We start from the raw sequence: 14,136 nt of genomic DNA on the forward strand, positions 1-14,136 counted from the left end.
TCTCCCCCGTGCCCCGCTCCGCCACCGGCTCCGCCTCGCTCCCCTCGCCCCTCGACGGCGAGACCATAGTCTCTCGCCTGAAGGAGCTTGCCGCCTGCACCGACGTGCCCGGCGAGATGACGCGCCTGACGCTGACCCCCGCCCACAAACGGGCGGCGGCGCAGGTGTCGTTCTGGATGCGGGAGGCGGGGCTGGCGCAGGTCCACATGGACGCCACCGGCTCCATCGTCGGGCGCTATGCCGCCGACCGGGCGAACGCCAAGACCCTCATCCTCGGCTCGCACATCGATACCGTGCGCAATGCCGGCATCTATGACGGCAATCTCGGCGTGCTCGTCGCCATCGCCGCCGTGGAGGCGCTGAAGCAGAACGGCATCCGCCTGCCCTTCGCCATCGAGGTCGCGGCCTTCGCCGACGAGGAGGGCGTGCGCTTCCTCTCCACCCTCACCTCCTCCAAGGCCATGGCCGGCCTCTTCGATCCGAAAAGCCTGGAGGACGTGGACGCGCAGGGCATCTCCCGCATCGAGGCGCTGCGCTCCTTCGGCGCGCCGGTGGATCGCGTCGCCGACTGCCGGCGCGATCCCGCCGAGACGCTGGGCTATGTGGAAGTGCATATCGAGCAGGGCCCGGTGCTGGAGGCGGCGGGCGCGCCGCTCGGCATCGTCACCGGCATCGCCGGGGCCTCGCGCGGCTATGTGCGCATCCGGGGCGAGGCCGGCCATTCCGGCACGTTGCCCATGGCCATGCGCCACGACGCGCTCGCCGCCGCCGCCGAAATGATCCTCGCCGTGGAGGCGCGCGGCCGCGCCGACGGGAAGGAACTCGTCGCCACGGTTGGCACCCTCATCATCGCCGGCAGCGCGGTCAATGTGGTGCCCGGCGAGGTGCAATTCTCCCTCGACGTGCGCGCCCTCTCTGACGAATTGCGCACCCGCGCCGTCGCCGACATCCGCGCGGCGGTCGCCGATATCGCGGAGCGGCGTGGGGTGAAGGCCAGCGTGGACATCGGCCACGAGGTGCCCGCCGCCCCCTGCCACGGACCGCTCAAGGAGCGCATGGCGCGGGTGGTGGAGAGCCTTCAGCTGCCCGTGATGCGCCTGCCCTCCGGTGCCGGCCACGACGCCATGGTGTTTCGCGGCGTGATGCCCATGGCCATGCTGTTCGTGCGCTCGGAGAACGGCAGCCACAACCCCCGCGAATACGCCGCCCCCGCCGACATCGGCCTCGCGGCGGAAGCGCTCTATGCGTTCCTGCTGAAGACGGCCGAGGAGATGTGAGGGGCGGGAGGCAGCCCCGCCCACCGCGCTGTCATCGCCCGGCTCGTCCGGGCGATCCACGGATGGTCTGACGCCGTGCCCCGATGGCCGGGAGCCGACAGACGGAGGGGTGGATCCCCCGGATGAACCCGGGGGATGACGGCCTCTTGCAGCGAGGACGCCGCCTCTTGCCATCCCCACTCAACCGTCATCGCCCGGCTCGTCCGGGCGATCCACGGATGGTCTGACGCCGTGCCCCGATGGCCGGGAGCCGACAGACGGAGGGGTGGATCCCCCGGATGAACCGGGGGATGACGGCCTCTTGCAGCGAGGACGCCGCCTCTTACCATCCCCACTCAACCGTCATCGCCCGGCTCGTCCGGGCGATCCACGGGTGGTGTGACGCTGTGCCCAATGGCCGGGAGCCGACAGACGGAGGGGTGGATCCCCCGGATGAAACGGGGGATGACGGCTTATGCGGCGCGCAGGCAATCTCCCCCGCCCATCAAGCCGGAGCACGACGGCAACTAATGCTCACCCGTCCGCCCGGCCGAGAACCTCCTCGGCAGTGAATTTGTAGGTGCGGCCGCAGAATTCGCAGGTCACCGTCACCTTGCCGTCGTCCTGGATCATCTCGCGGCGCTCCTCCGGCCCGAAGGAGGCGAGGACGCCGGAGACCTTCTCGCGCGAGCACGAGCAGCGCGCGGCGATGGGCAGCGCGTCGAACACCCGCACCCCGCGCTCGTGGAACAGGCGGTAGAGCAGCCGCTCGGAGGAGAGGTCGCGGTCGATCAGCTCCACGTCCTCCAGCGTGCCGACGAGGGAGCGGGCCTCCACCCAGGCGTCATCCTCGTCCACCTTGTGCTCTTCGACGCCCTCGGGCGCGTCGCCGGGGGAGAGGTCGGCCATGCGGGCGCGGGAGGCGTCCTGCGGCAGGAACTGGGCGAGCAGGCCGCCGGCCCTCCAGGAGGACTCCCCTCCCCCCGGCTTCATCTCCTCGCCGACGGCGAGGCGCACGCGGGTGGGGATCTGCTCCGACTGGTGGAAATATTCGTGCGCCGCCGCCTCCAGCCCCGAGCCGTCGAGGGCGACCACGCCCTGATAGCGGTTGGTGCTGATGCCCTGGTCGATGGTCATGGCGAGATGGCCACGCCCGAGCAAAGCCGCGGGCGAGGTCTCGTTGCGGCGCTCGGCCTCGGCCAAAGCATCGGCATCGTAGCGGGCATAGGCGCGGATCTTGTCGGGGGTGACGAAGTCGGCCACCACCATGTCCACCGGCCCGTCGGTCTGGGTCTGCAGGATGAAGCGGCCCTCGAACTTCAGCGAGGAGCCGAGCAGGACGGCGAGCGTCACCGCCTCGCCGACCACCCGCTTCACGGCGGGGGGATAGGCGTGATGGGCGAGAAGCGCGTCGAGCGTGGGGCCGAGGCGGACCGTGCGGCCGCGAATGTCGAGGGCGTCCACCTGGAAGGCGGTGACGATATCGTCCTGCGCGGCATCCGATGCGGCGCGGGTGGCGGTGCGGGTGCGCTCGCCCTTCATGACTGGTCTCCGGACGTGCCGGACCCGCCTGCCCGCGCTCTACGCACAGCCAATGGGTCCCAAAGGTTTGGTCCCACACATATTCACGAGCCGGGCCGTTTCAACCCGGCTCGTCCTGTCGTCCGCCAGAGGCCTCAGCCGCCGACCGCGTCGAAGCACCAGGCGAGCACGCCCTTCTGCGCGTGCAGGCGGTTCTCCGCCTCGTCGAACACCACGGACTGCGGGCCGTCCATCACCACGTCCGTCACTTCCTCGCCGCGATGGGCGGGCAGGCAGTGCATGAAGATGGCGTCCTTGTCCGCCCGCGCCATCAGGGCCGAATTGACCTGATAGGGCTTGAGGATGTTGTGGCGGCGCTCGGCCTCCTTGTCGCCCATGGAGACCCAGGTGTCGGTGATGACGCAATCCACGCCCTCCACCGCCTCTTCCGGGTCGCGCATGAACTTCACCTTGGCCTTGGTGCGCTTGACGAAATCCTTCAGCGCCTGACGCGGCGACAATTCCTTGGGCGTCGCCACCTTCAGGGAGAAGTCGAAGCGCTGGGCGGCGTGCACCCACGAGGCCAGCACGTTGTTGGCGTCGCCCGTCCAGGCCACCGAGCGGCCGGTGATGGGGCCGCGATGCTCCTCGAAGGTCATCACGTCCGCCATCACCTGGCAGGGATGGGAGATGCGGGTGAGGCCGTTGATGACCGGCACGGTGGCGTATTTGGCCAGCTCCGTCAGGTCATCATGGTCCAGGATGCGGATCATGATGGCGTCAACGAAGCGCGACAGCACGCGGGCCGTGTCGGCGATGGTCTCGCCGCGGCCGAGCTGCATCTCCTGGCCGGTGAGCATGATGGTCTCGCCACCCAGCTGGCGCATGGCGAGGTCGAACGACACGCGCGTGCGGGTGGACGGCTTGTCAAACACCATCGCCAGCGACTTGCCGGCGAGCGGCTTTTCCACCGGCTCGCCCGCCTTGCGCCGGGCCTTCAGGTCCTTGGAGAAGTCCAGGACCCGGCGCAGCTCCTCGGCCGGGATCTCGGACAGGTCGAGAAAATGACGCACCCCATTCCCCCTCATTCGGCCGCTCCCTTCACCGGATCTGCGGCGAGGCGCGCCTCGATGCGCCGGCAGGCGGCTTCGATCTTGTCGGCTGCGATGCCCACCTCCTCCTCGCTCACGTTGAGCGGCGGCAGGAGGCGGATGACGTTTTCGGCGGCGCCGGGCACCAGCATGCCCTCCTCGCGCAGCGCCGCGATCAGCTCGGGCGCGGGCACGGCGGCCTTGATGCCGAGCAGCAGTCCCTGCCCGCGCAGTTCGGCGATGACGGCCGGATGGCTGTCGCGCAGCTCGGCGAGGCGCTGCTGGAAGCGGCCGGCGACGCGGTTGACGCGATCGAGGAAGCCCTCCTCCAGCACCACGTCCAGCACCGCATTGCCCACCGCCATGGCCAGCGGGTTGCCGCCATAGGTGGAGCCGTGGGTGCCCACCGTCATGCCCTTGGCCGCCTCTTCGGTGGCGAGGCACGCCCCCATGGGGAAGCCGCCGCCGATGCCCTTGGCCACCGACATGATGTCCGGCGTGACGCCGGTCCACTCGTGCGCGAACAGGCGCCCGGTGCGGCCGACACCGCTCTGCACCTCGTCCAGCACCAGCAGCAGGCCGTTCTCGTCGCACAGCTGGCGCAGGCCGGCGAGGAAGCCTGCCGGCGGCACACGCACGCCGCCCTCGCCCTGCACCGGCTCCACCAGGATGGCGGCGGTCTCGGAGGTCACGGCGGCACGGGCGGCGTCGAGATCGCCGAACGGCACCTGGTCGAAGCCCGGCAGGTCCGGGCCGAAGCCTTCCAGATACTTCGGGTTGCCGCCGGCGGCGATGGTCGCCAGCGTGCGCCCGTGGAAGGCGCCCTCGAAGGTGATGATGCGGTTCTTCTCCGGATGGCCGCTCACATATTGATAGCGGCGCGCCATCTTGATGGCGCACTCCAGCGCTTCCGCACCGGAATTGGTGAAGAACATGGTGTCCGCGAAGGTCGCGGCCTTCAGCCGGTCGGCCAGCTTCTCGGCGCCGGGAATGCGGAACAGGTTGGACACGTGCCACAGCTTCGACGCCTGCTCGGAGAGCGCGGCGGCGAGATAAGGGTTGGCGTGGCCCAGCACGTTCACGGCGATGCCGGCGGTGAAGTCGAGGAAACGTCGCCCGTCCGTCGTGACGAGCCAGCAGCCCTCTCCCCTCTCGAACTGGAGGTCGATGCGTGCGTAGGTCGGCAGAACGGGGGTGATCACACTATCCTCCTGGGGGGCTTGGCTTCAGGCTTCGGCCTCGAGGTTGCACGGGTTTGCGAACACTGTGCGACAGCGGGCCCTCGCCCAGCCGCGCGCACAAACTAAAAAAGGCCGCCCAAGCGGGGGCAGCCCGACCTCCGGATTCTAATGATCATGCGCGCGAGGTCAACCGATCGCCGGCCGCGCGGCGAATCGCTGTCGCGACCCGACGCCGCCCAAGGGTAAACGAAGCCTTAAGGAGCTGGGGAAAACACGCCGGCACCCCTTGCCGACTCTGTTGCGAGGACGGGCCATATTGTAGGTTCGTGATCGTCAGCCACGAGATGTCGTGCGCAGGGGCATCAGGAACCCTCTTCCAAGGAACCGCAATCCGGGTCCATCCGAGCGCTTTGCCGCGCACGGGAACGGGAAGGGATTCAGCCCTGCGAAGTCACGGCCCGGACGCGCCCGCAGCGGCGCGCCCGCGGATGGCTGGATGCGGCGCCGAGCGTTTCCGGCGCCCGCGGCGTTCTTGAGATGCTGCCGGTTGAAATGCGGCAAGTAGATGCGGCGAATGGAGAAGAGCGATGAGCTGGAATGACGAGCGCGTCGAACTCTTGAAAAAGCTCTGGAGCGAAGGCCTCTCCGCGAGCCAGATCGCGACGGAGCTTGGCGAGGTGACGCGCAATGCCGTCATCGGCAAGGTCCACCGCCTCGGCCTGTCCGGCCGGGCGAAGTCCGCCCCCACCCCGGCGCGCCCCCGCGCCAGCGGAACGGCGCCGGCAAAGGCCGGCCCGATGAACGGGCCGATGGGCGCCCCGGCCGGGCGTCCCGACGCTCAGGCGCGGCCGCAGCGGCCCACCACCATCGGCAACACCGCGCTTGCGGCCGATCTGGACGAGGCACCGGAAGAGGCACCGGCGCCCGCCCCCGTCATGAGCGACAACGTGGTGCCCATGACCCAGGGCTGCACCATCATGCAGCTCACCGAGAGCACCTGTCGCTGGCCGCTGGGCGAGCCCGGCACCGAGAGCTTTCACTTCTGTGGCGGCAAGGCCAATCCGGGCATGCCCTATTGCCAGACCCACGCCCGCATCGCCTACCAGCCGGTGCAGGACCGCCGCCGCGACCGCCGTCTCGCGTTTCTCTGAGGCGGGAGGCGCCGGAAGAGGCCTCCGGCGCCGACGGACAGGTGACATGAAAAAGGGCCGGCGTCCGGGCGGAGGCCGGCCCTTCTTGTTTCTGGGGGCGGCGTCATCCCCCGGCTCGTCCGGGGGATCCACGCTTCCGCAGGCCCGCGCCAGGGATGGCTGCGCCGGCCTGTCGGCCCGGTGGATGCCCCGGACAAGCCGGGGCATGACGGCTTTGGAACGGCAAGGTTCCGATGTGGTCGGGCGTGAATGACGCCCAATAAAAATGGCCCGTCTCAAGCCGGAGGCGGGCCATTTTCGTTTCAGACCGCGGCGGTGTTCAGTCGTCCAGCCCCAGCGAGGGCGCCGCGCGGCGCTCCAGCACGTCGCGGATGGCGGCGACCATCTCGCTTTCCTTCACCGCGAACTGGGCAGGACGGGCGGCGCGATATTCCGCATTGTCGGCGATGCCGGCGGCGATCTTCGCGCCTTCCACCAGATCCTTGATCTGGACCTCGCCGGCGTCCTTCTCGTTGGAGCCCTGGATGATGACCGCCGGGGCGCCACGGCGGTCGGCGTACTTCATCTGCGCCTTCATGCCGGCGCCGCCGAGATACATCTCGGCGCGGATGCCGTTGGCGCGCAGCTCGGCCACCATCTTCATGTAATCGGCGATGCGGGCCGGCTCCTTGTCCATGGCCAGCACCACGACGGGGCCGACCTCGACGTCCGCGTCCATCTTGCCGAGGAAGGCGAGGGCCGCGAGCAGGCGGGAGACGCCGATGGAGAAGCCGGTCGCCGGCACCTTCTCGCCGCGGAAGCGGGCGACGAGGCCGTCATAGCGCCCCCCGCCGGCCACCGAGCCGAAGCGCACGGGGCGGCCGGTCTCGTCGGTGATCTCGAAGGTCAGTTCGGCCTCGTAGACGGGGCCGGTGTAATATTCGAGGCCGCGCACCACGGAAGGGTCGATCTTCACCCGGTCCTGATAGCCGCCGGCGGCGAGCAGGGTGCGGATGTCGTTCAGCTCCGCCATGCCGTCCTGGAAGGCGGCATTGCCGGCGAGGGCGGCGGCGAGCCCGACATCGTCCAGTTCCACCTCGACGCCCACGTCGGTGGCGCGCACGCCCTTGCCGGTGAGCATGGCGAGCACCACGGCGGCCTGACGCTCATCGAGGCCCGCGCCCTTGGTGAAGTCGCCGCTCTCGTCCTTGCGGCCGGGACCGAGCAGGAGGGCAACGCCCTCGGCGCCGAACTTGTCAAACTTGTCGATGGCCCGCAGCACGGTGAGGCGGCGGCCGGCATTCTCGTCGCCGCCGAGGCCGATGGCCTCCATCACGCCGTCGAGCACCTTGCGGTTGTTCACCTTCACCACATAGGAGCCGCGCGGAATGCCCACCGCCTCCAGCGTGTCGGCGGCCATCATGCAGATCTCGGCGTCGGCGGCCACCGAAGGAGCGCCCACCGTGTCGGCGTCGAACTGCATGAACTGGCGGAAGCGGCCGGGGCCGGGCTTCTCGTTGCGGAAGACATAGCCCGCCCGGTAGGAGCGATAGGGCTTGGGCAGCTGTTCGAAATGCTCGGCCACATAGCGCGCCAGCGGCGCGGTGAGGTCGTAGCGCAGGGAGAGCCACTGCTCGTCATCGTCCTGGAAGGAAAAGACGCCCTCGTTGGGCCGGTCGAGGTCGGGCAGGAACTTGCCGAGCGCGTCCGTATATTCGATGGCCGGGGTCTCCAGCGCCTCGAAGCCGTAGAGCGCATAGACGGCGCGGATCTTCTCCAGCATGGCGCGGGTGGCGGACAGCTCCGCGCCGGTGCGGTCGACAAGGCCGCGCGGGAGCCGCGCCTTCGGCTTGAATTCTTTGGCCATGATGCTTCGAGCTTCAATGCTTCGGGACCCGTGTCCCGCTCGGTAAATGCAAGGGTCGGGGCGTCTTAGAGGACGGGGCCGGTGACGGCAAGGTCGCGGGCCGGGAACGGCTGCGCACGGTGCATAAAGCTTCCGTTTCGTCACCTGCGCCATGACAGCGCCGTGTTCTGCGCGCATGATGTAAACGGGTCACGGCAACCGCCGACCGATCCTCATCCCAGACCTGCCGTCATGCTGTGCCCTGGGGCGCGGAGTGGCGCCCATTGCCGCATGGAGGACACGCTTGCCCCACGACACGCCGCTTATTGCGACCCTCGTGGGGGCTTTCGTCCTCGCCTTCGTGCTGGGCGCCATCGCGCAGCGCCTCAAGCTGTCGCCGCTGGTGGGCTATCTCCTCGCCGGCGTGCTGGTGGGGCCGTTCACCCCCGGCTTCGTGGCCGACGAGCATCTGGCGCTGGAGCTGGCGGAGATCGGCGTCATCCTCCTGATGTTCGGCGTCGGCCTGCATTTTTCCTTGTCCGACCTTCTGTCGGTGAGAGCCATCGCCATTCCCGGCGCGGTGGTGCAGATCGCGGTGGCGACCCTCATGGGCATGGGCCTCGCCTGGGCGATGGGCTGGGGCCTCGGGGCGGGCATCGTCTTCGGCATCGCTTTGTCGGTCGCCTCCACCGTGGTGCTGCTGCGCGCCCTGCAGGAACGGCGCATGGTGGAGAGCGAGCAGGGGCGCATCGCGGTGGGCTGGCTCATCGTCGAGGACCTCGCCATGGTCCTGGCGCTGGTGCTGCTGCCGGCCCTCTCCGGCGCGCTGGGCGGACGCACGGTGACCACCGGCACCATCGACTGGCTGGGCCTCGGCGGGGATGTGTGGACCACCCTCGCCGTCACGCTGGTGAAGGTGGCGGGCTTCGTCGTGCTGATGCTGGTGGTGGGCCGCCGCGTCATCCCGTGGGTGATGCACTGGGTGGCGCATATCGGCTCGCGCGAGCTGTTCCGCCTCGCGGTGCTGGCCATCGCGCTGGGCGTCGCATTCGGCTCGGCCAAGCTGTTCGGCGTGTCGTTCGCGCTCGGCGCCTTCTTCGCCGGCATGGTGCTGAGCGAAAGCCCCCTCTCCCACCGCGCCGCCGAGGAGACGCTGCCCCTGCGCGACGCCTTCGCCGTGCTGTTCTTCGTCTCGGTGGGCATGCTGGTGGACCCCTCCATCGTGGTGAAGAGCCCGGTTCCGCTGCTGGTGACGGTGCTGATCGTGCTGTTCGGCAAGTCGATCGCCGCCTTTCTCATCGTGCGGGCGTTCGGCTACGGCAATTCCACGGCCTTCACCATCTCCGCCTCGCTGGCGCAGATCGGCGAATTCTCCTTCATCCTCGTGGCGCTGGGCGTGGACCTGCAATTGCTGCCGTCCGAGGGGCGCGACCTGATCCTCGCGGCGGCGATCATCTCCATCCTCGCCAACCCCTTCTTCTTCCTGGTGCTGGACCGCTACCGCGCCCGCCATGCGCCGCTGCGGCCGGAGAAAGCCGCCGCGCCCGTCCCTGCCCCGCAGCCCATTCCTGAACTGCCGGTGACGGCGCTCGCCAACCACACTGTGCTCGTGGGCTACGGCCGGGTGGGCCGCCTCGTCGCCGACGGGCTGAAGGCGGCGGGCACGCCCTTCCTCGTCATCGAGGACCAGGGCGACCGGCTGGAGGAGCTGAAGCGCCTCGGCCTGGAGGCGGTGAACGCCAACGCCGCCTCGGCCCCCGCCATTGCGGCGGCCAATCTCGCCGGCGCGCGGCGCATCATCCTCGCCATCCCGGACGGGTTCGAGGCCAGCAACGTGCTGAAGAGGGCGCGCCAGCTCAATCCCGGCATCGAGATCGTGGCGCGCGCCCATTCGGATGCGGAAGTCGAGCACCTGAGGCAGAGCGGGGCCGATTTCATCATCATGGGCGAGCGGGAGGTGGCGCGCGGCATGCTGGCGCATGTGCTGGAGACCTCGCAGAACGATATCGCCGCAGCCGCGGCCGCCGAACAGGCGGTGCCGGGCGGAAATCAGGCGGGACCGCCGCTTGCCCCGGATGCCGCGCAGGTGGCCGACTCGGCATCGGGCGTGGCAGCCGCCGCTTCCGTGGAGCCCGGCCCCAACCAGCGCGGCCTTGCGGAGCCTGCTGCGGCGGCGCAAAAAGAGACGCTGTAGCTCGACCTTATTGCGAATAATTTGCAATTGCAGGAAGGGTGCGGTAGTTTTTGCGAATTGATCGCAACAGAGGCGGCCGCACCCGTCACGACCGCCGGACCGGAGCATTCCCGTGCCCGACGCTTTCGTTCTGTCCCGCCGGCATTTTCCGGCGCTCGCCCTCGCCGCCGCGGCGGCTTTTCTCGCCCCCCAGCCGGCCCGGGCGGCTCCGCCGTTCAAGGTGGTCACCACCTTCACCGTCATCGCCGACATGGCGAAGAACGTGGCGGGCGACGCCGCGCAGGTGGAGAGCATCACCAAGCCCGGCGCCGAGATCCATAATTACCAGCCGACCCCCGGCGACCTCATCAAGGCGCAGGGCGCGAACCTGATCCTGTGGAACGGGCTGAACCTGGAACTGTGGTTCGAGAAATTCTTCTCGCGCCTGAAGAACGTGCCGAGCGTGGTGGTCTCGAAGGGTGTCGAGCCCATGGGCATCACGGACGGCCCCTATAGCGGCAAGCCCAACCCGCACGCCTGGATGTCGCCCTCCGCCGCGCTGATCTACGTGGACAACATCCGCGACGCGCTGGTGAAGTATGATCCGGCCAACGCCGCGACCTACACGGCCAATGCCGCCGCCTACAAGGCGAAGATCACCGCCGCCATCGACCCCATCCGCGCCGAGCTGGAAAAGGTGCCGGCCGAGCAGCGCTGGCTCGTCACCAGCGAGGGCGCCTTCTCCTACCTCGCCCGCGATTTCGGCCTGAAGGCGCTCTACCTCTGGCCCATCAACGCCGACCAGCAAGGTACCCCCCAGCAGGTGCGCCGCGTGGTGGACCTGATGCGGAAGGACAAGATCCCCGTCATCTTCTCGGAAAGCACCATCTCGGCCGAGCCCGCCAAGCAGGTGGCACGGGAAACCGGCGCGCGCTACGGCGGCGTGCTCTATGTGGATTCCCTCTCCGATGCGTCCGGGCCGGTGCCCACCTATCTCGACCTGCTGAGGGTGACCAGCAGCACCATCGCCGCCGGCCTGACGGGAAAGGCGGCACAATGAACGCGCCCCTCTCCCGCCAGAGCCTCGCCGAGGCCGGCGCCGGCATCCTCGTCGAGCATGTCACCGTCACCTATCGCAACGGCCACACGGCGCTGCGTGACGCGAGCTTCGCCATTCCCACCGGCACCATCACGGCGCTGGTGGGGGTGAACGGTTCGGGCAAGTCCACCCTGTTCAAGACCATCATGGGCTTCCTCAAGGCGGCGCGCGGCGAGGTGCGCATTCTCGGCATGAGCGTGCCCGAGGCGCTGAAGCGCAACGTGGTCGCCTATGTGCCGCAGGCCGAGGAGGTGGACTGGACCTTCCCCGTCCTCGTCGAGGACGTGGTGATGATGGGCCGCTACGGCCACATGAACTTCCTGCGCATGCCCGGCGCCGCCGACCGCGCGGCGGTGGAGGCGGCGCTCTCGCGCGTCAACATGCTGGACTTCCGCACGCGGCAGATCGGCGAACTCTCCGGCGGGCAGCGAAAGCGCGTGTTCCTCGCCCGCGCGCTGGCGCAGGACGCCCGCGTGATCCTGCTGGACGAGCCCTTCACCGGCGTGGACGTGAAGACCGAGGACGCCATCATCGCCCTGCTGCGCGCCCTGCGCGACGAGGGGCGGGTGATGCTGGTGTCCACCCACAATCTCGGCTCGGTGCCCGAATTCTGCGACCGCACGGTGCTGGTGAAGGGCACCGTGCTCGCCTACGGCCTCACCTCCGAGGTGTTCACGCAAGCCAATCTCGAACAGGCGTTCGGCGGCGTGCTGCGCCATTTCGTGCTGGATGAGAGCCATTCCGCCACCCCCGGCACCCTTGGCGTGCTCACCGACGACGAGCGCCCCCTCGTGCTCTACAAGGACCGCCCCGCCCAGAGCGGCACGGCGGGATCGAGCGAGGGGATCGGGTGATGGGCGCACCCGGAACCGCCTTCGCGCCCCGGACAAGCGACAGCGCAGCTGGAGCGCCGAGCCGGGGCCCAGCGCAAGACTCCTGCGCAGCAGCCCCAATCCAGCGGCCTCCGGAGCAAGGCGCCTTCGGCATGTCCTTGCGCTGGATCCCGACTCTCCCTCCGCTGCGCTCGCGCTCCGCTGCGGTCGGCCGGGATACGGGCCGGCGCCGGAGGGCAACGCCATGACCCTCCTCCTCGAACCCTTCACCTATTCCTACATGGTCAACGCCATGTGGGTGTCGGCGCTCGTCGGCGCCGTCTGCGCCTTCCTCTCCGCCTTCCTGATGCTCAAGGGCTGGTCGCTGATCGGCGATGCGCTGTCCCATTCCATCGTGCCGGGCGTGGCGGGGGCCTACATGCTGGGGCTGCCCTTCTCGGTGGGCGCCTTCTTCGCCGGGGCGCTGGCGGCGGGGGCGATGCTGTTTTTGCAGGAGCGGACCAAGCTGAAGGAGGATGCGGTCATCGGCCTCATCTTCACCTCCTTCTTCGGGCTCGGCCTGTTCATGGTCTCGCTGTCGCCGACCTCGGTGAACGTGCAGACCATCGTGCTCGGCAACATCCTCGCCATCTCGCCCGCCGACACGCTGCAACTCGCCATCATCGGCTTCGTCTCGCTCGCCTTGCTGCTCGTGTTCTGGAAGGACCTGATGGTGACCTTCTTCGACGAGAGCCACGCCCGCTCCATCGGCCTGAAACCCACCGCGCTGAAGGTGATGTTCTTCACCCTGCTGTCGGCCTCGACGGTGGCGGCGCTGCAGACGGTGGGGGCCTTCCTCGTCATCGCCATGGTGGTGACGCCGGGCGCCACCGCCTATCTGCTCACCGACCGCTTCCCCCGCCTCATCACCTTGTCGGTGGCCATCGGCGCCACCACCTGCTTCGTCGGCGCCTATGCTTCCTATTTTCTCGACGGCGCCACGGGGGGGATCATCGTGGTGCTCCAGACGGCGATCTTCCTCGCCGCCTTCGTCTTCGCCCCCAAGCACGGCCTGCTGGCGGCGCGACGGCAGGCGGCCGCGGCCCTGAGGGAGGGAGCATGACATTGCTCGCCCCCTTCCAGTTCGATTTCATGCAGACGGCCCTCGTCATCGCCGCGCTGGTGGCGGTGCCCATGGCGCTGCTCTCCTGCTTTTTGGTGCTGAAGGGCTGGTCGCTGATGGGCGATGCGGTCTCCCACGCGGTGCTGCCGGGCGTGGTGCTGGCCTATATGGCCGGGCTCCCGCTCGCCTTCGGCGCCTTCGTGGCGGGCATGATCTGCGCGCTCGGCACCGGCTATCTCAAGGCCAACAGCCGGGTGAAGGAAGACACGGTGATGGGCGTGGTCTTCTCCGGCATGTTCGGGCTGGGACTGGTGCTCTACACCAAGATCCAGACCGACGTGCACCTCGACCACATCCTCTTCGGCGACATCCTCGGCATAAGCTGGGGCGACATCGCCGAGAGCGCGCTCATCGCCGGCCTCGTGACTTTGGTGCTGCTCGCCAAATGGCGCGACCTGCTGCTGAACGCCTTCGACCCCGCGCAGGCGAAGGCGGTGGGGCTCCACACCGGCCTTCTGCACTACGGCCTGCTGGTGATGCTCTCGCTCACCATCGTCGCGGCGCTCAAAGCCGTGGGCATCATCCTCGCCGTGGCCCTGCTGATCGCGCCGGGGGCCATCGCGTTTCTCGTGACGAAGCGCTTCGGCTGGATGCTGGTGACAGCAGTGCTGGTGGCCGTCTCCTGCTCGCTGGCCGGCGTCTATCTCTCCTTCTTCCTGGACTCGGCGCCCGCCCCGACCATCGTGCTGCTGATGACGGGCGTGTTCATCGCGGCGTTCGTCGGGGTGCGGATGAAGGCGCGGCAATCCGAAGCAAGCCTGCCTTCTGTTTAAGCGCCAAGATCAAGCCTTCGGCAGCAGCCCCCTCATCGCCCTTGACGCCCCACCCCCACGAGGCGTAACCC

11 protein-coding genes are annotated in these 14,136 nt (G+C 68.9%); 7 read left to right on the forward strand and 4 right to left on the reverse strand.

The features are described from left to right. Positions 1 to 8: 8 nt before the first annotated feature. Complete coding sequence (locus tag V5F63_RS22810) at positions 9 to 1,277, forward strand: allantoate amidohydrolase (protein ID WP_394101015.1); 1,269 nt, start codon at positions 9 to 11, stop codon at positions 1,275 to 1,277. A 513-nt stretch (positions 1,278 to 1,790) separates the two neighbouring features. On the opposite strand, the gene V5F63_RS22815 is transcribed toward V5F63_RS22810, so the two are convergent. The 3 genes from V5F63_RS22815 to V5F63_RS22825 form a co-directional block, all read right to left on the reverse strand. Next, a complete protein-coding gene (locus tag V5F63_RS22815; protein WP_394030484.1) occupies positions 1,791 to 2,798 on the reverse strand; it encodes an Hsp33 family molecular chaperone in 1,008 nt (335 codons plus the stop codon). Between the two features lie 134 nt (positions 2,799 to 2,932). Beyond that, positions 2,933 to 3,865, reverse strand: coding sequence for an ornithine carbamoyltransferase (argF, locus tag V5F63_RS22820; protein WP_209486049.1), 933 nt, complete (start codon positions 3,863 to 3,865; stop codon positions 2,933 to 2,935). Further along, entirely contained in the window at positions 3,862 to 5,070 is a 1,209-nt protein-coding gene (locus tag V5F63_RS22825) for an aspartate aminotransferase family protein (protein ID WP_209486051.1), read from the reverse strand. Before V5F63_RS22825 ends, argF begins: the two co-directional genes overlap by 4 nt. 566 nt (positions 5,071 to 5,636) lie before the next feature. Between V5F63_RS22825 and V5F63_RS22830 the strand changes: the two genes are divergently transcribed. Beyond that, positions 5,637 to 6,200, forward strand: coding sequence for a GcrA family cell cycle regulator (locus V5F63_RS22830; protein WP_394030488.1), 564 nt, complete (start codon positions 5,637 to 5,639; stop codon positions 6,198 to 6,200). A gap of 319 nt (positions 6,201 to 6,519) precedes the next feature. Here V5F63_RS22830 and hisS read toward each other — a convergent pair whose 3' ends face one another. After that, positions 6,520 to 8,046, reverse strand: coding sequence for a histidine--tRNA ligase (gene hisS / locus V5F63_RS22835; protein ID WP_394101014.1), 1,527 nt, complete (start codon positions 8,044 to 8,046; stop codon positions 6,520 to 6,522). 283 nt (positions 8,047 to 8,329) lie between these two features. Here hisS and ybaL point away from each other — a divergent pair, with 283 nt between their 5' ends. From ybaL to V5F63_RS22860, 5 genes are all read left to right on the forward strand, one after another. Then, entirely contained in the window at positions 8,330 to 10,219 is a 1,890-nt protein-coding gene (gene ybaL / locus V5F63_RS22840; protein WP_394101013.1) for a YbaL family putative K(+) efflux transporter, read from the forward strand. A gap of 130 nt (positions 10,220 to 10,349) precedes the next feature. Continuing rightward, complete coding sequence (locus V5F63_RS22845) at positions 10,350 to 11,258, forward strand: metal ABC transporter substrate-binding protein (protein WP_209490007.1); 909 nt, start codon at positions 10,350 to 10,352, stop codon at positions 11,256 to 11,258. Further along, a complete protein-coding gene (locus V5F63_RS22850; RefSeq protein ID WP_394101012.1) occupies positions 11,255 to 12,151 on the forward strand; it encodes a manganese/iron ABC transporter ATP-binding protein in 897 nt (298 codons plus the stop codon). The genes V5F63_RS22845 and V5F63_RS22850 overlap by 4 nt, the downstream gene beginning before the upstream one ends. 223 nt (positions 12,152 to 12,374) lie before the next feature. Continuing rightward, a complete protein-coding gene (locus tag V5F63_RS22855; RefSeq protein WP_394101011.1) occupies positions 12,375 to 13,232 on the forward strand; it encodes a metal ABC transporter permease in 858 nt (285 codons plus the stop codon). Continuing rightward, on the forward strand, positions 13,229 to 14,065 hold the full coding sequence (locus tag V5F63_RS22860) for a metal ABC transporter permease (RefSeq protein WP_394101010.1): 837 nt from the start codon (positions 13,229 to 13,231) through the stop codon (positions 14,063 to 14,065). The genes V5F63_RS22855 and V5F63_RS22860 overlap by 4 nt, the downstream gene beginning before the upstream one ends. Positions 14,066 to 14,136 lie beyond the last annotated feature (71 nt).

The organism is Xanthobacter wiegelii (assembly GCF_043193855.2).
Classification (GTDB): Bacteria; Pseudomonadota; Alphaproteobacteria; order Rhizobiales; family Xanthobacteraceae; genus Xanthobacter; species Xanthobacter flavus_A.

Excerpts from the sequence above, each read along its gene's own strand:
- V5F63_RS22815 (WP_394030484.1), bottom strand. The coding sequence starts at position 2,798 with ATGAAGGGCGAGCGCACCCGCACCGCCACCCGCGCCGCATCGGATGCC.
- argF (WP_209486049.1), bottom strand. The coding sequence starts at position 3,865 with ATGAGGGGGAATGGGGTGCGTCATTTTCTCGACCTGTCCGAGATCCCG.
- V5F63_RS22830 (WP_394030488.1), top strand. The coding sequence starts at position 5,637 with ATGAGCTGGAATGACGAGCGCGTCGAACTCTTGAAAAAGCTCTGGAGC.
- hisS (WP_394101014.1), bottom strand. The coding sequence starts at position 8,046 with ATGGCCAAAGAATTCAAGCCGAAGGCGCGGCTCCCGCGCGGCCTTGTC.
- V5F63_RS22850 (WP_394101012.1), top strand. The coding sequence starts at position 11,255 with ATGAACGCGCCCCTCTCCCGCCAGAGCCTCGCCGAGGCCGGCGCCGGC.
- V5F63_RS22855 (WP_394101011.1), top strand. The coding sequence starts at position 12,375 with ATGACCCTCCTCCTCGAACCCTTCACCTATTCCTACATGGTCAACGCC.
- V5F63_RS22860 (WP_394101010.1), top strand. The coding sequence starts at position 13,229 with ATGACATTGCTCGCCCCCTTCCAGTTCGATTTCATGCAGACGGCCCTC.